Here is a 20,689-nt window from a genome sequence, read left to right as displayed (position 1 = left end):
AAAATATGAAAAATACACAACGTTTGATTTTGACCCTCTTTCTAACTGTATTAGTTAGCATATTTGGCATGGTCTCACCTGTTCAAGCTTCAGAAGGAGGCGGAGACGGGCAAGTTATTAGAGGTGGCAAGATTATATTTTATGATGAAACGCAAGAAACAAAACCAAGTTCTTCTACAGAGCTAAGCACATCTGAAATCAGTAAACCTTCATCATCTGACGCTCAAAATGTCGAAAAACCGACAGGACGCTTTCCCAAAACAGGGGAACTTATCCAACAGTACGGTTGGGTAGGCGGAGTAATTCTGCTTCTTCTTTTATGTCTGCTGTTTTTGCGAAACAGTAAAAAGGGGGAAGAGAAATGAGACGAATAACAAAGTCTTTTTGGATAGGTGCTGTAGCAATTGTTGTAAGTGTAGGTGGATTTGCTCAACACTATTATGCCGAGTCACAAGAGACATTGAATGGTTTTGGTAGTGTAGGAGTTGTCGGTAGTGATCGTTCTGACATCATAGATCCAGAAAATCCGGGAAATCAAACAGATCCTGGAGAAAGTCCGCATACAACGGGCCCGCTTAGAATCGACTATGTATCAGCACTAAATTTCAACAAAGCACTAATCCAAAAAAAAAATCGTAAATATGAAGCATTAGCGCAACAATTTTACGATGAAACGACCCCTAGAGGCAGTTATGTTCAAATCACTGATCAAAGAGGAGCGGCTACTGGTTGGACACTACAGGTCAAGCAGCGCACGCAGTTTAGCAATCCTGTGATTCAAAATAAAGAAGAACAGTCGTTAGTCGGTGCATATCTTTCTTTAGACAAAGGCTGGGCTAACTCTAGCAGTACGAGTATGCCACCAGCAGTGACGCGAGAAACGATTGGCTTAAATGCTATTGATACAGCTTATGAAGTTGCAACAGCGGCTCCTAACACAGGACGAGGCGTATGGACAATCGAGTTTGGGGCTTCTGAGACGAATAGCAGTAATCAACCAGCTACACTAAAACCACTTGTGGACAAAAATGGCAAAGCAATTATGGATGAGGAGTACCAAAAACCTGCTTATACGAATTCAGCCATCACTTTAACTGTACCGGAGTCGACAAAAATCTATCCAGTACAATATCAAACGGAGATAACTTGGATATTAGCCGAGTTGCCTTAATAAATAGCAAAAAAAGAAAGGGAGTAAACAAATGAAAGTAAGAAGTTTATGTACAGTATCATTAGTAGCAGTCATTTTAGGAACATCATTAGCAGGAGGAACACAAGCGTCCGCAGCTCCAAAAGAGTTACCATCAACAGGAACAGTAGAAGTAATTGAAGGTGGCGATCCAGGCACCGGTAAAACGCCTGACCCAGAAAAACCAGGTGAAAAATTACCAGATCATCCTGATATCGAAGATAACAAAGATGGCGGAGCTTTAATGATCGACCAAGTTTCTAATTTAAACTTTGGTACAATCAAAACATCAAGTAAAGATGTTGAGGCCTTCGCGGCACCAATTGATTTAACGAAAGCAACACCAGCAGGAGTAGGTACGCGTGGCGCAATCGTCGGTTGGACAGATATTCGTGCAAATGGTGTTTATGGTTATACTGTAACAGCTGAATTAACACAGCAGTTTACCGGTACCGCAGCAAATGGAAGTACGACTTTAGATTCTTCTACAATCGACTATTTAAACGGAATGGCTGTACCAGATAACGAAAATAAAAATCTTGTCCCATCAGATACAAAAACAGGTTTTGAATTAGCATTTGGCGGTGGTTCTAAAACAGTTGTAACAGCTGATAAAACTGCAAAAGAAGGGAAAGGAACATATGTAATGGAGTTTGGTCAAAGTAAAGATTATACACCAGGCGCAGGTGCTCCTGCTGGGAACCCAGGAACAGACGGAAGTTCTGTGAAATTGACTGTTCCTTCAGCAACCGCTTCAAACATGAGTATCGACACATATACAGCAAAAGTAACTTGGAAAATTGTTGCCGCAGAATAATTGTGTGTTGTAAAAGTAGAGAGCTGGACAAAACGAAAAATCAGTTTTGTCCAGCTCTCTAAATCCAAATAAACGGCGGGAAAAAAGTAATGTTTTCTTAAATAAGCTGAAATTGCTGGAAACACGGCAAGGTACGAGCTGATTTAGAACAGTACCTATTTGATCATAAAAATGTGAAGGAGATCGGGTAGGTACCATGTTCGATTCAATGTTGAACGTTCATATACATACTGAAACAATTTTATGAGGTGAATTATGAAAAAAAGAAAATGGTTCTTATTTTTAGGAACACTAAGCTTGATAGTTATGATATTTTTGGGAAATACTCAGCAAGTAAATGCAAATGAAAAAGATCCAGGAGGTGCAACCGGTTTTACATACAAAGTTTCTTTCCCTGAAAATCAAATGGAAGAAAATATTGGATTTTACAAATTGAAAATGTCGCCTAATGATCATCAACTAATTAAAATTGCTTTATCTAATCCTGGAAAAGAAAAATTAACAGTTGATGTCGGTTTGAATGGCGCAAAAACCAATCAAAATGGTGTGATCGAATATGGCGACTCTGCCATTGAAAATGATGACTCATTGAAATTTGATTTTAAAGAGATTGTAACTGGACCGAAAACAGTTGAGCTAAACCCAGGAGAAACAAAGGATCTTGAACTGACGATCCAAATGCCAGAGACGGCGTATGAGGGAATCATTGCAGGTGGTATACAGCTGATGCGGGCAAATCAAGGCGAAGAATCAGATCAAAAAGGCGGTTCACAAATCATCAATCAATATGCTTATGTCATTGGCTTATTATTACAAGAAAATGAGCAACTTCCATTACCTAATTTAGAATTAAATAGTGTGAAAGCCAATCAAGATAACGCACGTAACGCTATTTTTGTCAATTTTTCAAATGTAGAAGCAGCGTATTTAAACAATATGACCATAGAAGTGCAAGTAACGGAAAAAAACAAAGAAACGATTCTTTATGAACGAAAACAAACGGCGATGCGCATGGCACCAAACACATTTATCAATTTTCCAGTTAGCATGAATGGCGAAAAAATGGTTGCGGGTAAATATAAAGCAAAGATTCTAGTAACATCTGATGATAAAAAATGGAGTTGGGATCAAGAATTTACAATAGATCGAAAAGAAGCAGATAAATTTAATGAACGAGATGTCGGTTTAGTTCAAGAGAAAGGAATCGACTGGCAGCTGATTGCCTTAATTGTAGGTGGTTTGCTAGTAGGGATTGCATTAATTTTTATTATCCTCGTTAGAATACGCAAACGAAAAATAGAAAAAAATTCAATTAATCCATCAAAAAAAAGACCAAATGGAAAGAAATTGTCAAATAAATCCAAGAATAAACGAAAAGACCGTTAGGAGCTGATAAAATGACTATTTTAAATCAGCTATTTATTGGAGGAATATCTGTTGTAATCGTCTTATTATTCTTAGCTTGTTATTTTTTGTTTCAGTTGATCAGAACTCAAAAAAAGCTGACAAAACTGCCAAAAAGAAAAAGTAAAAATAGAAAGAAAAATAAGCGTATTGCTCAAAAACGTCTTTATCTAAAAAAGTTTAGAAAAAAACAACTTATTTCCTTAAGCATCTCTTTAATTATAGCGATGTTATTGTTTGGTGGTGCCAGTTATCTCTCCTATTATCAATCAATGAATCTTACATCAGATGATTCTGATACACTTGTTAAATGCTATTATTTAATCAGAGATTTTGAAAAGGAATTGGCTACAGCCAAAGAAGGTGAAGAAGACGAAGCAAAAATTCAGCAAAACATCCGCTATTTGGCTACTTCTATGACTAGCCAAGGAACAAAAAAAGCTAGTAAAATCAATACAGAAGAAGGGCAACTGATATTGAATCGCTATTATAATATTGTCAAACAACTAGGGATGAATGCCAGCACACAAACCAATAATTTTTATGGAAATACCCAATTAGTAGATGCTTTTTTAGAAGATATAAAAAAAAGTGAAGCCTATGAAAAAGCTGCTTTTAGTTATTATAAAGTTAATGAGTCTGCATTAAGCAAAGAGGAATAAGTAGGGATTCATATGAAAAAAAATAAAAAAACAATAAGTTTTCCTTACATCAAAGATTTTTTTATTGCCTGTTTTTGTATGTTTTCTCTACTGTTAATTGTCAGTCTGATTCAGTTTAAAGGCACAAGAGTTCAAGGGTATGCGATGATGCCTACGTTGCATAACGGAGATTTAGTAGTGGCTAAAAAAATAAAACAACCTAAACGTTTTGATTTAATCGTTTTTAAAATAGGTGAAAAACAGCAAATTCGCCGAGTTATAGGCTTAGCTGATGAAACGATCCAATATGATAATGACATTCTATTGGTCAATGGAGAGCCAGTCGATGAAAAGTTTATTGTCGATGAAATCAATGAAAGTCAGTACAATGGGAAAAACTATACAGAAAATTTTTTTAACAGCGAACTGAAGGGAGCAAAAATTCCCGCAGGTTATTGTCTCGTTTTGGGTGATAATCGCCCTTATGCGACAGACAGTCGTCATTATGGTTTGATTGCGACACGCAATATTATTGGTGTGATCAAGCTAAGACTGCTTCCTGTGAATGATCTGACCAGTTTCTAAATCAGTTAAAAATACTACGATACACTGCAATTTTTATTGTAAAAATAGAAAAATTTGGTAAAGTGAAAGTAGTAAGTTTAACTGGAGGCTACTATGAGTGTGTATTTGGAACGACCAGAATTTGAAGAAAACCTGCTTTTTAGAGCATTTATCAATGATGGGATGACCATCGTTTACCCACATTGGCATAAAGAAGTTGAAATGATCTATTCAATACGGGGAACAGTCAACATTGGTGTGGGTGATGAGATCGTCCATGTAGCCGAAGGGGAAATTTATTTTTTTGCCAGTGGTGAACCCCATTATTTTTTAGCATCTCCTGATAGTGAGCGAATCGTTTATCAGTTTGACTTAAGTCTATTTGATGAGAAAAGCTTAAAATCGGTGAAAGATTATTCATTGATTGAATTATTTGAAACAGGAGAAAAACACAGTTCAAAGTGGTCAAAATCATTAGCGATGGACATGAAGAAGCTGTTACAGAAATTATTTGAAGAATATGAAAATCAAAATATAGGGAAAAATTATGCGCTTTTTAGCTTACTATTTGAACTGGTCACAACCTTTTATAGAAGACTCCCGCAAACGCAAAAGGAAGTCAAAAAAGGAGCGAAAGCTTCTACAATAAAGTATAAGGAAAACTTAGAACAGCTCGATCGCATCTTTGCCTATGTTGAAAATCATTACGAAGAATCGATCACATTGGAAGAAATCGCAAAGTACAGTGGGTTTAGTACTTACTATTTTACTCGTTTTTTCAAAGCCAATACGGGTACGACTTTTATGAGTTTTTTGACGGAATATCGAGTCAATCAAGCAAAATTTATCCTAGCGAATGAAAAAGTTCCAATGATCGAAGTGGCTGAAAAATCGGGCTTTGCTAGTGTAAAAACGTTTCATCATGTGTTTAAAGAGCAAGTGGGGATTTCACCTCTGAAGTATCGAAATAAAATTATAGAATAAAAACAACCGATAGACGGATTATTTAGTCTATCGGTTGTTTACTTTTTGATGATCTATTGAGTTATAGGGTAAGTAATGCTAAAAAATGATTCTCACTAGATTGAAGGGAAAAATCGGTTTCGTTATACTGGTGGACAATTTTTACCACCGTATTAAGACCGTTTTCCTTATAGTATTTTTGGGGAATTTTTAATGGTTCAGTTATTTTTTTTAACTTGTTTTCAGGCTGAATTGCATTAGTTAATTCAATATAAAGCACATTGCCTTCTTTTTTTATGATCATATATAAATTTTTTTCTTTACTGTTCGTGGTTTCTTTTACAGCGAATTCAGATAAGGCTGATAGACAGTGTAAAAAATCGATCAAGCGAATTGAAATGTTCGTTTCTTGGATCTTATCAGGTATGGAAAGGTGAAATTGAATATGTTCTTTTTCACATAGTTCAATTAGATAAATCAACAAACCTTGAACAGATGGGATATCGATATTACTAAGCTCATCATAAAAATTTTCTTCTAACAAATCTTTCGAATAATCAGTGATGGAAGCAATATAGTTAAGTGCTTGTTGATTTTCACCCTGCTCAATATAATCCATCAAACTTAATAAGATATTACGATAATCATGTCTAAATTCATCTGAAATAGTAATTTTTTCCAATTCCTGATTATACTGTTCGAATAAAACTTCTTTTTTTAATTGTTCTTGATAATACGTGCTATATAGATAAGCAGTCGTATAAACAATTAGATTTAAAGTGAGTAATAAAAATGTCAGGTAAAAAAAAGATTCTACAAAAAAATGAGTAACGGCAATTTGTTTAAGTAAAGCAAAAATAGCCAGAAAGAATAATGCAATCATTGATTGTATCTTGTAGCTTTTGCGAATATGCAAAATAGAATCAGAAATCATATATTTTTTATCGACCTTTTTAACCACTAAGATTAATGAAAAAAGACATACTTGTTGAGCAAGCAGTGAAAAAGGAACCAAAAACTGTCGTTGAACTGCATCGATATAATGTAATTGAAACATAATATCCAACAAGTTATAGGTAAACAGCCAAGAAATAATGACTAATGAATTAATCAAAAAAGGAGTGAGGGCCATCAAGATCCAACTGCCTGTAAGTTGTACAATAAAAATTGCTGAGGTGGCAAAAAAAGTGAACAGTAGTAAAAATACATACGGCGTTCTAATAAAATAACTAATAATGATGACTAAAATCAATAGACAAGATAATAGAATCGATTGTTTTTTATCAATATATTTTTTATTTAGAAGAGCCCAAACAATTTGAAGATAATTTATAGCATATAATTCTGTTGCTAAGTAAGTTTCCATAAATTTGTATGCTCCTTTTAGTAGAAAAAACATAGCTTTGTATTATCATATCAAAAAGTATTAAAAGGCACAATTTATAGCTAGTATAATGAAAAAATATTCTTTTTTTGTAATTTTAGATGATAAAGATAAGAAAAAAAGAGAGTGTAACATAACTCTTCGAGCCATATCACACTCTCTTGTAATCCGGATAAACGATAGCATCAAAAACAATCCCTTCTTATTTTCCAGAGCTCAGCACTTTTGCTTCATCTTCTTTTTTTAGTAAAGAATTATTGTTTTTTAGTTTGGGAACTGAAAAACTGGCGATAAAATAGTTGTCTTTTTTAGCTACTTGATAACTGGCTTTTTTGTATTTATCAATCAATTTTGCCAGAATAAATAATCCTTTTCCCTGATGATTTTCTTTGGTTGAAAAATTATTTTGTAAAAGCGACTGAAAAGAGATATTACTATCATTTTTATACGTATTTTTAACTGTTAACTTTACAAACTGCGAATCACCAGTAATAGTGATCTCAATTAGTTGCAAATCGGATTCTTGAACTGCTTCATACGCATTATCTAATAGAATAGAGAAGCAACGAATAAAATCAACGATGTTCATATCAATATCTGTAAGCTTTTCAGTTATTTGAATTTTTGGCTGGATATTTATTTCTGAACATCTTTTAAGAAAGCTGGTCAAAAGACCTTGAATCGGAGGATTATGAATCACAGCGATTGTTTTATACAGATTAGGTGTAAGCAGTGAGTTTGAATAATCAATGATCGAATGAAGCAAACCAAGAGCTTGTTTTGTATCGTTTGTCTCTAGATACGAAGTCAGTCCAATCAAAAGCTGTTTATAATCATGACGAAACTCATTGGAACGTTCGATTTTTTCTCGCTCTTGTTCATATTTTTCTTTAAGGATACTGATATATTGTTGTTCATTTTGCCGCTTAACGACAAGCAAAATATTCCAGCTAAGAAAAGCTGTAAAGCAAATAATCATAAAGGTACTATAAAAAAAAGAAGCTGAGAATCCTTCTAAAACACTAAGCTGCTGTAATCCAATCGTAAAAAATAAGAAAAATAGAAGTAAAACAGATACAAATCGATATTTCTTAGGTAAAAGATGAAGAGTGGTTGTTACACCAAATCGCTTATTTAAATAGTTAGCAAAAATCACAAGTAAATAAAAAACGAATTGCTGCAAAAAAATAACAAATTTTAAGTATGTCGAGTGCGTTTCAGCTGTTATCCAATGTTTGATAAATAAAATATCCCAAAAATCTAATGTCAAAAGCCAAGAGAGCAGCACGATTGCATTTTCAAAGCTTAAAAATAGAGCTGGTGTCAACCAATTTTGGACTCTTTTTACAGGGAATGAAAATTGCAAAAGAAAAAAAGGAATCAACAGCAAAATCACAAAATGATCATCGGTCAATGTACCTACAACAAACTGGATAATCAAAATAATGCTTAATATCATTGTTTCTCGAAAAGACAATATCTTTTTATAGGCGAATAGCCAAAGAAGTTGTAGTAAATTTAGTGATAGTAAAGAAATGAAGAAAGGTCTATCCAACATATTGATACTCCTGCAACCCTTTTTTGACTTTATCAATGATCCTAGTTCCTACAAATAGATCTTTGTCACCAGTGAAAGTAATTGTACCGTTTTTGCGATTGATTGACGAAATATTTTCAAGATTGATCACATAAGATTGAAGAGATGTAAATAGGTAGGGTTGTTTTAAGTTCGTTTTGATTTTACCAATTTTACCTTCAATGATTAATTCTTCTGAAAGAGTTTTGATTAAGACTCGTTTTTTTAACCCCTTTAATGATTCAATATATAAAATATCCTTACAATTCAGATAAATTGCTTCGTATCCATTCATAAAGGTCGTTATATCTTGATCTTGCCTCCAGGCCGCTTTAGTAAGACTCTCAATTTTCATCAGTACATTTTCAATTGTCGTTTTCAGTTCAGTTGAATCAACTGGATTTTTTACAAGATATCCAAGTGGAAAAATCTCACTATTGATAATGGAAATCGCCTTATCTTCAAAACTAGTTAGAAAAATAATCGAACATTTTGAATTGATTTCTCTAATTTTATTGGCTAAATCAATCCCCGAATACTGCATTTTTAAATCAATATCTAAAAAGAAAACATCATTATCAGAGATATCCAATGTTGGAATATCCTCCATAAAAAGCAAGTGATTGTCTAAAGGAGATATTTTGTAATGAAAAGAATTGGAGTGGTAGTTTTCAAGATAATGAATAATTCTTTTTCTATAAAGATTATCATCTTCAACTACATAAATCGTTGTATTTACAGTCATTATTTCCCCTCCTAAGAAAAATAAATATTTTAAAAAAATAATTTTAATATATTTTAGAATAGAATGATAGAAAAAGAAAGGTTTAAATAGATTAAAAACGAAAAAGGCTGTATATGTAACAAGACAGCGCTTACTTGATATTTTTAATTTGAAGAAAAATAAAATTTCCAAATAAAAAAATTAAATGTAATTTGTTAGCGCTTACTTGTTGTTTTATTTGTTATTAGGTAATTGTACTATGAATGAGTTCATTGATAAACAAATATGAACGCCTTATACAAAAAATGTATGAGCTGTTCGTTTAGTTAGTTGATTTCATTAAGGTAAATCTCAAAAAAACTTATTTTGAAGATTATTTCTAGCTGTGATCGACAAACTCTATTTTAGATGTAACGAAACGAACTTAAAGAGTTTTTATACATAGAAAGGAAGTTAAAATGATTACGCAAATAAAAAAAATCACGAACTATTGTCGATATGTCATACTGGCGAGTGTCTTACTGCTTGTTTTCCCAAACCATTCATTAGCTGCTGGGAAAGAACCTGACCCATTAGGATTCGTCGTTCAAGCAATTAGGCCAGATACACAACTTGAAATAAACAAATCCTATTTCTTTATCGAAACGAAACCAGATGAATCCCAAGTGTTGAAAGTAAAAGTCAAATCAACGCAAAATGAGCCAACTAAAATAAAAGTTTTTGTTTCAAATGGTACAACAGGTTCAACTGGGAAAATTGAGTATGATGAGCCGACCAAAGAACTAGATGCAAGTTTAAAAGATCCTTTAACGGAAATTGTTCAAATAAGTGAACCCGAAATAGAGTTAGCAAGTTTTGAGGAAAAAATAGTTGAACTAGTAGTGACACCTCCCAAAAAAAGTTATGAAGGAGTTAAGCTAGGTGCTGTTGTCTTTGAAACGGTTGAAGATCAAGAGAAAACTAAAAAACAAACGATTTCTAATAAATATCAATACAAAATCGGCTTGGTCACGACTGAAACAGGAGAAGAATACAAAAACGCTAAAAATCTAGAACTAACCTCAGCCAAATTAGGATTACATTTAGGGCGTAAACAAGTAGCAGCTGTCATACATAATCCTGAACCAAAAATTGCTGAAAATCTAAAAATTGAAGCAACTGTTACTAAAAAAGATTCAAAAAACATTCTGAAAAAACAAACAGTAGAAAATGCTCGAATGGCCCCTAACAGTACCTATGAATTTTCAGTAGATTGGGGAGTAGACGCCATTGAATCTGGTGACTATACATTAAAAGTTCATGCACAAAATGATGAAGAAGATTGGAAATGGGAAAAAGACTTTAGCGTTTCAGGTGAAACCGCAAAGAAAATGAATGAAGAAACTGTGTTTAAATTAGAATCACCTGATTGGTTACCATATGTTGTTATGCTTGCTATTGGATCACTTATAGCAGTCATAGTAGTTTTATCTGTTAGAAATAAACGTTGGAAAAAAATGATTCGCGAACGAATGAGAAAAAGAAAAGCGAAACAAGCAAAAAGAAAGAAGGCTGAACAAACAAAGAATAAAAAGAACAAACGAATGAGGGAGTGAAATAAATGAATTGGGACCTAAAAAAAATCTCAATGAAACGATTACTACTAATAATACTCGTTTTCGGTTTCACTTCTGTTTTTACACCAATCGCATCTGCTAATCAACTAGGTGAAGGAGATGTGGGTATAACATTTAAAAAAACAGAAGATGACGTACCACCGCCACCGCCACATGATAATACACCTACAGCGGATGATGATCAACCAATCAATAAACGTGTTCGTTTACCAAATACTGGAGAAGTAGTGAAACAACTGACCTTCTTGGTTAGTGGCATGATCCTAATCGTAATCAGTTTTGCGATCGTTTTAGATAAACAAATTAAGGCTAGCAGTGATTTATGAACTTGAAAGAAAAAACATTATTTTAAAAATGAATGAAAGGAGAATGTTTTATGAGAGTCTATCTTTGGCTGTATATATTAGGAGCCTGCGGCACAATTTCTTTAGGAATGTTCCTCTTCTCCTTGAATCGAGACAGTATTTTATTAAAAAAATTAAAACTAAAAAAAACAAAAATATTGGTGAACTGGCTGTTACTAGCCGTCTCAATCATCTGTTTTCTTTTGATGATTTATGCCTTTATATATATACAAAAGCAAATCAATATTTTCAATCAAAGTTAAATAGATGTCAGTAGCTTCAACAGCTTACTACGACAACTTCCTTGCAGGTAGAATATGTTAGGAGAAATTAAATGAATAAAAAAGTATTAGGTACATTAATTTTAGGTTTATCTGTTGGGGCAGTATTGTTGCCAACAGCTGCCAAAGCAGCAGAAAGAGAAACAGATACAGGAGTAGGAATTGGATTTAGCACGGATGATCCAAGTACAATTGTTCCTGGACCGTACGATGAAGCATTAAGTTTGATGGCTAAACCTACAGCCTTTAAATTTGGTACAGAAAACGAAGCAAGCGCACTAAGTTCAGTATACTATCAACAACTGACTGAAAAACAATACATCGCAGTATATGAAGATCGTGAGGCAGATCAGCAAACAAATTGGGAATTGTCCGCTAAAATGTCAGATCTTGTTAGCACAACAGATGCATCGAAAAAGTTACTTTCAACACTGACTTTGAACTCAGCAAATATTTCTACGTTTGATTTAGATAGTCAAAGAGATAAAGAGACTGGTAAATTGCCAAGTACTATTGCTACACTACCAGATTTAACAAAATATGCTGAAGATAAAGTAACTGGTTTTACTAAGGTATCTCTTGAAGCTGGTGCTTCAGGTAGCCAAAATATCATGGTTGGGAAAAAACCTGGATCTAAAGGATTTGCTGCCGAAATTAGAAATGTTCAGTTAGCTGTTACTTCTAAACAAAAGGAAAAAATAGCTGGTCAACAATTTACAGGTACAGTTAGCTGGTCTTTAGCAGACGTAGAGTAATTAGAACATATAATACAATAAAAAAACACAATAAATAATATTTAAGCTTGAAGGAAGTTGTCGTAGTAAGCTGTTGAATAAAATGTAATGGAGGAATTTTATATGAAAAAAAAAATAATATCTAGTTTAATAGTATCACTATCGTTTGGTACCGCACTTTTACCAGTTACAGGAAAGGCAGATGAGTTAAAGTCTGATGTAACAGTCTCTATTGATGCCGGAACAGGAGCAGGACCCGCTGAAGAAGAAATATCAGACAAAACACCTCGTGATGGAGAATTTATCATCAAAGCAGTCTCAGACTTTAATTATCCTTCTGTTCCTTTAGGAGAAACAAGAGCTGCAACCATTGCCAAAGATAAAGCATATGGAATTGAAGTCGTTGATGTAACGGGAAACGGCACTGGTTGGAACGTCAAAGTAGCGATGGATTCATTCAAAGTGAAAGGCGGAGTAAATGATGGAGAAGACTTAAAAGGTTGGGAATTAACAATTCCAACAGCTGAAGTTACCTCAAAAAGTGCATCTATCCGTCCTGAAAACACACCAGTTGGAAAAGAAGCAAAGATATCAGGTACTCTATCAAGCGTAGTGTTCAAAGCAGATGAAGGCAAAGGAATGGGCCGTTATACAAATATTTTTGAACGATATGCTGATAAGCAAGAACCAACAAGAACAACAGGTGTTCAATTATCAATTCCTAATACGGCACGTAAAGCAAGCTATATCGGGAAATTGAACTGGACATTAACAAATACACCAAATTAAAGCGAAGATAAGGATTTTTTGTTGGTAAATCAAAAATGGAGGATAGATAATAGTGAAATCAAAATATTTAAAAGTTGCTTTAGTGGGTTTAGCTGTATCACCAGTTTTTATAGCAGAAACTTGTTTAGCAAAAACCAGCGACGCTTTAAAATCAGATATTGATGCAGTCATTATCGAAGGGAAAGAGAGTCCCGTTCCTCCATCGTTTGGTCAAGATCCAGAAGATCCAACCAACAACGGTACGAACAGTTCTGGCTTGTTAAAAATTGATCGAGTTCCAAATTTTAGCTTTGGAAAAGTCGTTAGAAGTGGTTTGTATCAAGAAGAATATGCAATCAATTCTAATCCATATATTCAAGTGTCAGATTTAAGAGGCAACTTGGGTGGATGGTCACTTTACGCGAAGATTTCTAACTTTGTTTCCGAACCCACATCAAAAGATCAAAAAAGATACTTATTGAGTGGCGCAAATTTAACAATACAAAAAGGAGATATTCAGGAACACAACTCTGAGTATGCAGCTCCTCCCAAAAGCCACACTGTTTCATTGAACAAAGATTTACAAAAAGTGATGTCAGCAGATGAAAATGCGGGTCAAGGGGTTTGGGCAACAAGATGGAAAAGTGAAAAAGGGGTAAATAAAAAGATTAAACTGGACATCTTGCCTAATACTGCTAAGGCAGGAAGAGAGTACACTGCGACAATTTCTTGGAAATTAGCAGATGTTCCAAGTGCAGAAAATTAGATGGAGAGTAATAAATGACATTTTTTAAAACAATAAAGTATTGCCTGACGATAGTTTTTATGGTGACACTCGTAAGTATTTGTGATCGCGCATATGCAGATGGAATGGGCTATTCAGTTCAAGCGATCATTCCAGAAAACCAAATCGATCAATCGAAAACATACTTTGACTTGAAAATGAATCCTGGACAAACCCAGAATATAGAGTTAGAAATAAAAAGTTCTAGTGAAGAGACATTAAACTTAGCTGTAGTACCATACATAGGCACAACCAATCAAAATGGAGAATTAGAATATAGTGTGGAACCTGAAAAAAATGACTCAACGCTAGTTTATCCAATTACTAGGCTCATCTCAGGGCAGCAAAAAGTGACACTAAAACCTAAAGAAACCAAAAGAGTGACCTTTACTTTAAAAATGCCCAAAAAATCATTTGAAGGAAAAATAGTTGGAGGATTTAACGTTTACGATGAGGCAAACGATACAACAAATGAGTCAAAATCAAAGCAAAATGATGTTCAAATAAAGAATGTTTTTTCTGTTGTGATTGGGATCCAATTACGGGAAAATTTGGATAAAATCAAACCAGAACTCAAACTAAATACAGTTAAAGCAAGTTTATTCAATTACCGAACCGCAATTACTGCAAATATTCAGAACATCAAATCTGATTTTGTTAAGGATTTAGCGGTCACAGCAAAAATCAGAAAGAATGGTTCAAGTAAAGTCCTCTACGAAGCAGAAAAAACGGAAATGGCAATGGCTCCTAATTCCAACTTCAATTTTCCAATTTCATTAGAAAACCAAGAATTAGCCGCAGGAAGCTATGATTTAGAAATTGCGGCACATTCAAATGAAGATGAATGGACGTTTACTAAAAAATTTACAATCTCTGATGAAGAAGCTGCTCGTTTGAATGAAGAAGCTGTTGAACTTGAACATGAAACGAGTAATAAATTGATATGGATCATCAGCCTAACAATAGGCATAATTTCTATTCTTTTATTAGTAATTTTCTTCTTATTGTGGCGTCGTAGAAAGTAAGAGTAATCAAAATTGGTGGTGAATAAATAATGCAAGGGAAAAAAAGATGTTGGGTTTTATATGTTGCTTTATTTACGGCAAGTTTATTAATTTTACCGAAAATAAGTTATGCGGACATTAATGTGACTGGATGGAGCCAGTTTGGATATTTATCAAATGAATATATTCTAAATAATCAGGGAATTGCTTCTAATCTGACGACAGGAGAACAAATTGATCTTACATCGAATGTTGTTAATTTAAACTATTTTGGGAAAAATATAGAAGACGATGCTAGAATTCAAAATTCTGTACCGAAGTTAGACCAATATATTCCTTTTTCTAAAGGTCAAGAGTTACGGCTTAAAAATATAGGTATCTATAAAGGAAAAGCTTTGGAAATTAGAATTAAGTCCTTAGATACCTTGTCTGTAATGATATCCTCTAGGGAAAAGAGTAGTATGTTATTGGATTTTCAGAACTCGAGTTCTTCAAAAGTGAAAGATACACCCGAAATAAGTTATTTTTTGGTAGATCAGGAATCAGGACAAGTAATAAATGATAACATTAACGCCATGATGCCTATCAGGACAACCTCAGGATGGAGGAACTATATAAAAGCTATGGTTATCCCAAAAAATATTGCGTTAATCGTTTCAGATAAAGGCCAAGAAAAAAAATTACTTAGATCTAAATATAACGGTGATTATAGCAGCATTGCTATAGGAGGAGCGACGGTTAATGCTCAAGTATTTGATATGAGCATGCTACATCGTCTGAATAAAGAGATAGCGTTAGGCTCGTATGTGGATGAAGGATTTTTTAGTACCAGTTTTAGTTTATTTGATTCTGAGGCTAAAATAATCAGCCCTCAAGATTATAATAAAGTGTCAGTTAGATCAACTGACACTGGAGCGGGTAATTCAAGTTATATAATTGAGCAAGAACTTCCTGAACAAGAAGTTACAGCCTATTATCCTGAAAAACTTGAACTAGATTATTCTAAAGAAGCAACCGATTTAAAATTGTCAAAACCAACAGTTTATTTTGGCAATGAGGCAATTCCAGAGACTGAGTACAATTATATTAATAATAAAGTGACGTTTCCAAAGATCTTTTTACAAAAATACGCAGGAAAAAATATCCAAATAAAATTCAAAAGTGCAATCGATTATTCAACGAAACAGATGTTATCGTATTACGACAAAACCAAGCAGAAATTCAATTTTCCGCTAACACTGAAAAGTACCAGCACAAAAAACGCTGTTAGTAAAACAGAAATGGAAGTGACCAATGATGGAATAGTTACATTTCCTTTAGTATTAACCGCACAAGGGGTTGCTAATAAAACGGTAGCGGTTAAAAGTTCTACTGATAATTATAATGTAGCTGAGTTTATCAAGAATTTGTCTAGTAATTTTCCAAATGACACAGTTATTCCAACGTTTAAAAATAAAGTCGAGTTTAAAACCGTAGGGAATGTGAATATCCCTATTATGTTGAAAAGTGGACTATTAGGAATAGAAAAAGAGATCATAGTTCAAGCCAATATTTCACAACCTGTTACCGGATCATTTTTTGAAAACCAAGCATGGCTTATTGAAGAAATAAACAGACAACTTTCTCCTAAAAAAATAGACGAAGATTTGTATATGTCCGATTTACTAAAAATAACGTCAATTTCAAATCGAACTACAGCAAGTTTTAAAGGACAATATATCCCCAAAACGATTGCTGCATTAGAAAATTTAGAAATATTGGAATTAAAAGATAAGCAACTTAGTGGTTCTTTACCAGATGAGTTAGGTGATATGACCAAGCTAACAAAGTTATCAATATTTGGTAATAGTTTTTCTGGAGGAATTCCTAAAACGTTATCTAAGCTAAAAAATTTAACTTTCTTAGCTTTAGATGATAACAAGCTAACTGGCACTGTTCCTTCTGGACTAGAAGAATTACCTGAATTAAAACAAGTTTACCTTAATAAAAATGCCTTAGTAGGGAACCTACCGAACTTTAGTTTAGGGCCTTTTTCCAATTTTAATATAAGTGAAACGCAGTTGACCTATAATGATGAAGTTCCACCAAAATTTATCACTAAATCAACACAGTATCAAGACACATTTGTAACTGGCGCTAAAAACCTATCACTAGCAGGTGCTGAGGTTATATGGTTATCTCGCTTTAGACCAACAGTAAAACCATTTGATCCAACTAATGAAGGGTACCTTAATCTTCATGCGCAAAAAGCAGATGGAACAAAAGTAAATCTATATTCAGGACATACTTTCAAAATCTTTCTACTACAACCGAATAAAGAGGCAGATATCTTGGCGTATGATGGTCCAGCTGATCCAAATGTTCAAATAGGGTTTGACCATAGAGACAGTTATAGGGTCGTAATGGATAATGCTGATAAAAATCCAAATAATATTTTTGAGTTTCAGCCCCAACTGCGTACGGCTATGCTGACTGAAGTGCCAAAAATGATGACGTTGGATTTAAAAATCGGTGATTTGAGTTATCAACCTGTGAAAATTTCAAATGGTGAGAGCTTAAGCATTTTTGATAATCGTCTAAACAATCAATGGCAATTAAAAATCAAGACTGATGCAATAATGAGTAAAACAAGAAGATTGATCGGCGATTTTTATTACAAAGGACCTGATGGTATACCTGAAAGAGTAGGGGGGAATGGATCTTTCAATTTAATCGAAAGTGGAAGGAGTAATCCGGATTTAGGAATTATCGATTTAGCTAAAGAGTGGGATGATAATCGAGGATTGTTTTATAAACAATACAGCACTGCTAATTATAAAGATGACTATGCTAGCAAAGTTGAGTGGCAATTCGTGGATGCTCCAGCAGGATGACAGATGAATGCTATGTGGGAATTAAAGAGAGGGGAACGACCTTATTTGATAAAAAATAAAGTGACTAATATCATATTTTTGTTCATCCTATATTTAGTTGTATGGGGAAGTCCATTAGTTGCCCATTCAGAACGAACGTTGAATGACAATATGTATGTTTCTTTCTCAACTTTAGATGAGGGGTATGTTTTAGATGTCTCAGGTTCTACAGGTAAATTAATTACTTATCCATATCATGGACTAGGAAACCAGTTACTTTCCTTTAAATACAGACCGGAAAAAGATGGATATATTATCCAATTATCTAAAGATGAACAAAGAATTTTAACACTTGGTTCAAATAATCAAGTAAGTAGTATAACGGTTGAAAAAGTAATTAATAGCTTGAGTATCCTAGAAGATGAAGTGATATGGGATATAAAAAAAGTTTCTGGAAATATTTATTCAATCGCTAATAGAAAAAATGGTCTATATATTACAGTTGATAATGTAACATCTATGCTTCCCATTTCCATGAAAGCTAATAATAATAGCAACTCACAGAAGTTTAAACTTGAAACAATGCAAGGCGTTTATACGATTGAAAACCGCTGGTATACTGATATGGTCTGGGATATTGAGGGTGGTGTGTACAAGGATAGGGACATTATAGGTTATCCTTATGGGGGAGTGGGCAAAAAAAATCAAGAGTGGTTTTTACTATACAAGCCGAATGATAATCAGTATGTTCTATCAAATTCTGGAGATAAACGATTGATTGTCGATCAAAAAAATGCCACAAGCTCACCAAGTACTATGTTAAATAACCTTGGTTTTAATGAAAAGTATGCGAATAAAAATTTATTATCACTTTCGAAAATAACTAGCTTGAATGGCAATATGGTTGTGACAATTAAAAATTGGGCTTCTGGTCTATATTATGAACTTACAGATGTTAAAACGTATGACACAATTGGTCGGGTAATAAAATTAGCAGAAAATAGTGAGAGTACAAAACAGCAGTGGATTCTAAAAAAGAAAAAAGAGTTAGCAATTCCTACTATAGATAATATCAAAGTAATGGGGACTGTTTCAGGAGAAAGTACTACGTTTTATGCAGGAGAAAAATTAACGGTTAATGGAAGATACACGGATTCAGAATTTAAACAATTTGATTTATATGCCAAATTTGACACAGATGCAGCAAAGCTTATTGAGCAAAATATCCCTATAAAGAATGGGACACAAAACTTTTCAGCGCAAGTAGATACTTCCGATTATAGAGATGGAGAACACTTTGTGGAGTTTTCTGCAAGAGGGGATGGAATGTTTCAATCCAATAGAGTGGCCTTAAAATATCAGATCGTATATCCTACTCCTGTTGGAAAACCTAAACCTCAAGTCATAGAGCAATACACGGATATCAATTCGTTAAATGCTGGTGATTTTGTAACGGATCTAAAAGATGAAATTGGCAGTAACATTGAAATTACTGGATTGGCGTTAGATACGAGCCTTAAAGGGGATCAGATTGCAGTTGTTTCAATTAAAAATAAGTATAAAACAGTGAAAATCGATGTCCCTGTAACTATTTTGCCAAATCCGATCATTACGTCAGATTATTTTGAAAATCAAGCCTGGCTGATTGATGAAATAAATCGCCAGTTCTCAACGAAAGGCAAGAAAATAGATGAAAATCTTTATATGCTAGATCTATTAGATATTACGTCAATTGTTAATCGAGCAGGAGCCGATTTTCCTAACCAACATATCCCAAAGAATATAGAGGCTCTTCAAAATTTACAAGTAATAGATTTAAAAGACAAACACCTTAGCGGCAGTCTGCCAGATGAGTTAGGGAATTTAACCAACTTGAAGAAACTATCGATATTCGGGAATAGTTTTACAGGAGAAATTCCAAAAACAATATCTAAATTAGAAAATCTTGAATTTCTGGCTTTAGATGATAATAAACTGACAGGAACAGTTCCTCCAGGACTTGAAAAATTAACGAAACTAAAACAAGTATATATTAATAAAAATGCTCTTGTTGGGATTCTACCTACATTTAATTTAGGACCATTTTATAATTTTAGCATACGAGACACTCAGTTAACGTATAATGAAAAAAATAGTCCAAGTTTCATTAGTAATGAAACCTAGTATCAACAAACATTTGCTGTAGGGAAGAATAGCCTAGCTTTGACAGGGGTTAAGAGTTTTCTAATTTCAGATGATGGAGCAATCATAAAACCATTCGATCCGATTGACGGAGGCTATCTTAACCTTCGGGCTCAAAAAAAGGATATGACAGATGTTGAACTGTATTCAGGACACACATTCAAAATTATCAATAAAGAGAATAATCAAGTACTGTATGATGGGCAAGCAATTAAAAATACGGAAATTAAAATTGACTCTGATACAATCTATCAAGTGGTGATGGATAATGCTGAGAAAAATCCAAACAATATTACCGAATTTGAAGCAAAGCTTCGCGAATATACGTTAAGTGAAGTGCCTAAAACATTATCGCTAGATTTAACATTAGGTGATTTTAGGCATCAACCAGTGAAAATTTCAAGTAAAGATAGCTTAAGTGTATTTGATAATCGCTTGAATAGTCAATGGCAATTAAAAATTAAGCCAAGTGAACTAAAAAGCCAAACGCGAACGATGACAGGAAGTTACTTTTATAAATCAAATGATGGTGTACCGGTTGAAATTCTAACTGGAGGTTCGTTTACAACGATTGAAAGTGGAGCAAGTAAACCAAATACAGGAACAATAGACATATCAAAAGAGTGGAATGACAAAAGTGGTTTATTTTACAAACAGTCAACAAATGGTAACTATAAAGATACCTATACTGGAAAAATTGAATGGCAATTAGTAGATGCTCCAGCAGGATGACAAATGTGAAAGAGGTTGTCGAAAATAAATAGGAAGAGCTTAGAGAAAGATTTTCTCTGAGCTTTTCTAATATGATGTATATTATTAATAAAATTCCTCTAAAAATACATAATTGTTATTTGGTAGCGCAT

At 33.7% G+C, this 20,689-nt stretch carries 19 protein-coding genes; 16 read left to right on the top strand and 3 right to left on the bottom strand.

What is annotated here, in order from left to right:
* The first annotated feature begins 5 nt into the window (after window positions 1–5).
* The 7 genes from AC4BB7_RS12000 to AC4BB7_RS11970 all read left to right on the top strand — a co-directional run bounded on the left by AC4BB7_RS12000 (window position 6) and on the right by AC4BB7_RS11970 (window position 5,599).
* Window positions 6–365: an EF2685/EF0750 family sortase-dependent surface protein gene (locus AC4BB7_RS12000; RefSeq protein WP_490483180.1), complete on the top strand. Its 360-nt coding sequence runs from the start codon at window positions 6–8 to the stop codon at window positions 363–365.
* The gene (locus tag AC4BB7_RS11995; RefSeq protein ID WP_490483179.1) at window positions 362–1,171 is read left to right on the top strand and encodes a WxL domain-containing protein; all 810 of its coding nucleotides are present in this window, start codon (window positions 362–364) and stop codon (window positions 1,169–1,171) included. The genes AC4BB7_RS12000 and AC4BB7_RS11995 overlap by 4 nt, the downstream gene beginning before the upstream one ends.
* 31 nt (window positions 1,172–1,202) lie before the next feature.
* On the top strand, window positions 1,203–2,006 hold the full coding sequence (locus AC4BB7_RS11990; RefSeq protein ID WP_490483178.1) for a WxL domain-containing protein: 804 nt from the start codon (window positions 1,203–1,205) through the stop codon (window positions 2,004–2,006).
* 255 nt (window positions 2,007–2,261) lie between these two features.
* On the top strand, window positions 2,262–3,392 hold the full coding sequence (locus AC4BB7_RS11985) for a WxLIP family cell surface protein (RefSeq protein WP_490483177.1): 1,131 nt from the start codon (window positions 2,262–2,264) through the stop codon (window positions 3,390–3,392).
* A gap of 11 nt (window positions 3,393–3,403) precedes the next feature.
* Window positions 3,404–4,072: a hypothetical protein gene (locus AC4BB7_RS11980; RefSeq protein WP_490483176.1), complete on the top strand. Its 669-nt coding sequence runs from the start codon at window positions 3,404–3,406 to the stop codon at window positions 4,070–4,072.
* A 12-nt stretch (window positions 4,073–4,084) separates the two neighbouring features.
* Window positions 4,085–4,636, top strand: a complete 552-nt coding sequence (lepB, locus tag AC4BB7_RS11975) for a signal peptidase I (RefSeq protein ID WP_490483175.1) — start codon at window positions 4,085–4,087, stop codon at window positions 4,634–4,636.
* Window positions 4,637–4,729: 93 nt separating this feature from the next.
* Window positions 4,730–5,599, top strand: a complete 870-nt coding sequence (locus AC4BB7_RS11970) for an AraC family transcriptional regulator (protein WP_490483174.1) — start codon at window positions 4,730–4,732, stop codon at window positions 5,597–5,599.
* Between the two features lie 61 nt (window positions 5,600–5,660).
* On the opposite strand, the gene AC4BB7_RS11965 is transcribed toward AC4BB7_RS11970, so the two are convergent.
* The 3 genes from AC4BB7_RS11965 to AC4BB7_RS11955 all read right to left on the bottom strand — a co-directional run bounded on the left by AC4BB7_RS11965 (window position 5,661) and on the right by AC4BB7_RS11955 (window position 9,283).
* Window positions 5,661–6,944 carry a hypothetical protein gene (locus tag AC4BB7_RS11965; RefSeq protein ID WP_490483173.1) on the bottom strand — a complete coding sequence of 428 codons (1,284 nt, stop codon included), beginning with the start codon at window positions 6,942–6,944 and terminating at the stop codon, window positions 5,661–5,663.
* 220 nt (window positions 6,945–7,164) lie between these two features.
* Window positions 7,165–8,520, bottom strand: a complete 1,356-nt coding sequence (locus tag AC4BB7_RS11960) for a sensor histidine kinase (RefSeq protein WP_490483172.1) — start codon at window positions 8,518–8,520, stop codon at window positions 7,165–7,167.
* Entirely contained in the window at window positions 8,510–9,283 is a 774-nt protein-coding gene (locus AC4BB7_RS11955; RefSeq protein WP_490483171.1) for a LytR/AlgR family response regulator transcription factor, read from the bottom strand. Before AC4BB7_RS11955 ends, AC4BB7_RS11960 begins: the two co-directional genes overlap by 11 nt.
* Window positions 9,284–9,720: 437 nt before the next feature.
* Here AC4BB7_RS11955 and AC4BB7_RS11950 point away from each other — a divergent pair, with 437 nt between their 5' ends.
* From AC4BB7_RS11950 to AC4BB7_RS11910, 9 genes are all read left to right on the top strand, one after another.
* Window positions 9,721–10,857, top strand: coding sequence for a WxLIP family cell surface protein (locus AC4BB7_RS11950; RefSeq protein ID WP_490483170.1), 1,137 nt, complete (start codon window positions 9,721–9,723; stop codon window positions 10,855–10,857).
* A gap of 5 nt (window positions 10,858–10,862) precedes the next feature.
* Window positions 10,863–11,204 (top strand): EF2685/EF0750 family sortase-dependent surface protein, encoded by a 342-nt coding sequence (locus tag AC4BB7_RS11945; protein WP_490483169.1) that lies wholly within the window; start codon window positions 10,863–10,865, stop codon window positions 11,202–11,204.
* A gap of 352 nt (window positions 11,205–11,556) precedes the next feature.
* Window positions 11,557–12,258: a hypothetical protein gene (locus AC4BB7_RS11940; RefSeq protein WP_490483168.1), complete on the top strand. Its 702-nt coding sequence runs from the start codon at window positions 11,557–11,559 to the stop codon at window positions 12,256–12,258.
* Window positions 12,259–12,360: 102 nt separating this feature from the next.
* Window positions 12,361–13,026, top strand: a complete 666-nt coding sequence (locus tag AC4BB7_RS11935) for a WxL domain-containing protein (protein WP_490483167.1) — start codon at window positions 12,361–12,363, stop codon at window positions 13,024–13,026.
* Window positions 13,027–13,078: 52 nt separating this feature from the next.
* Window positions 13,079–13,771, top strand: coding sequence for a WxL domain-containing protein (locus tag AC4BB7_RS11930; RefSeq protein ID WP_490483166.1), 693 nt, complete (start codon window positions 13,079–13,081; stop codon window positions 13,769–13,771).
* Window positions 13,772–13,785: 14 nt separating this feature from the next.
* Window positions 13,786–14,814 (top strand): WxLIP family cell surface protein, encoded by a 1,029-nt coding sequence (locus AC4BB7_RS11925; protein WP_490483165.1) that lies wholly within the window; start codon window positions 13,786–13,788, stop codon window positions 14,812–14,814.
* A gap of 29 nt (window positions 14,815–14,843) precedes the next feature.
* Window positions 14,844–17,666: a hypothetical protein gene (locus tag AC4BB7_RS11920; RefSeq protein ID WP_490483164.1), complete on the top strand. Its 2,823-nt coding sequence runs from the start codon at window positions 14,844–14,846 to the stop codon at window positions 17,664–17,666.
* A 3-nt stretch (window positions 17,667–17,669) separates the two neighbouring features.
* Entirely contained in the window at window positions 17,670–19,808 is a 2,139-nt protein-coding gene (locus tag AC4BB7_RS11915; RefSeq protein WP_490483163.1) for an RICIN domain-containing protein, read from the top strand.
* 39 nt (window positions 19,809–19,847) lie between these two features.
* On the top strand, window positions 19,848–20,558 hold the full coding sequence (locus tag AC4BB7_RS11910; RefSeq protein ID WP_490483162.1) for a hypothetical protein: 711 nt from the start codon (window positions 19,848–19,850) through the stop codon (window positions 20,556–20,558).
* The last annotated feature ends 131 nt before the right edge of the window (window positions 20,559–20,689 follow it).

Source organism: Enterococcus sp. AAFC-DPL-5182, assembly GCF_058216605.1.
The sequence above is the reverse complement of the archived record's forward strand: the minus strand, read 5'-3'. Positions and strand labels throughout refer to the sequence as shown.

Bases quoted from the DNA above. Each gene is read 5' to 3' on its own strand.
- AC4BB7_RS11980 (WP_490483176.1), top strand. From the start codon at position 3,404: ATGACTATTTTAAATCAGCTATTTATTGGAGGAATATCTGTTGTAATC.
- AC4BB7_RS11960 (WP_490483172.1), bottom strand. From the start codon at position 8,520: ATGTTGGATAGACCTTTCTTCATTTCTTTACTATCACTAAATTTACTA.
- AC4BB7_RS12000 (WP_490483180.1), top strand. From the start codon at position 6: ATGAAAAATACACAACGTTTGATTTTGACCCTCTTTCTAACTGTATTA.
- lepB (WP_490483175.1), top strand. From the start codon at position 4,085: ATGAAAAAAAATAAAAAAACAATAAGTTTTCCTTACATCAAAGATTTT.
- AC4BB7_RS11970 (WP_490483174.1), top strand. From the start codon at position 4,730: ATGAGTGTGTATTTGGAACGACCAGAATTTGAAGAAAACCTGCTTTTT.
- AC4BB7_RS11940 (WP_490483168.1), top strand. From the start codon at position 11,557: ATGAATAAAAAAGTATTAGGTACATTAATTTTAGGTTTATCTGTTGGG.
- AC4BB7_RS11990 (WP_490483178.1), top strand. From the start codon at position 1,203: ATGAAAGTAAGAAGTTTATGTACAGTATCATTAGTAGCAGTCATTTTA.
- AC4BB7_RS11920 (WP_490483164.1), top strand. From the start codon at position 14,844: ATGCAAGGGAAAAAAAGATGTTGGGTTTTATATGTTGCTTTATTTACG.
- AC4BB7_RS11985 (WP_490483177.1), top strand. From the start codon at position 2,262: ATGAAAAAAAGAAAATGGTTCTTATTTTTAGGAACACTAAGCTTGATA.
- AC4BB7_RS11925 (WP_490483165.1), top strand. From the start codon at position 13,786: ATGACATTTTTTAAAACAATAAAGTATTGCCTGACGATAGTTTTTATG.
- AC4BB7_RS11915 (WP_490483163.1), top strand. From the start codon at position 17,670: ATGAATGCTATGTGGGAATTAAAGAGAGGGGAACGACCTTATTTGATA.
- AC4BB7_RS11995 (WP_490483179.1), top strand. From the start codon at position 362: ATGAGACGAATAACAAAGTCTTTTTGGATAGGTGCTGTAGCAATTGTT.
- AC4BB7_RS11935 (WP_490483167.1), top strand. From the start codon at position 12,361: ATGAAAAAAAAAATAATATCTAGTTTAATAGTATCACTATCGTTTGGT.
- AC4BB7_RS11945 (WP_490483169.1), top strand. From the start codon at position 10,863: ATGAATTGGGACCTAAAAAAAATCTCAATGAAACGATTACTACTAATA.
- AC4BB7_RS11955 (WP_490483171.1), bottom strand. From the start codon at position 9,283: ATGACTGTAAATACAACGATTTATGTAGTTGAAGATGATAATCTTTAT.
- AC4BB7_RS11965 (WP_490483173.1), bottom strand. From the start codon at position 6,944: ATGGAAACTTACTTAGCAACAGAATTATATGCTATAAATTATCTTCAA.
- AC4BB7_RS11950 (WP_490483170.1), top strand. From the start codon at position 9,721: ATGATTACGCAAATAAAAAAAATCACGAACTATTGTCGATATGTCATA.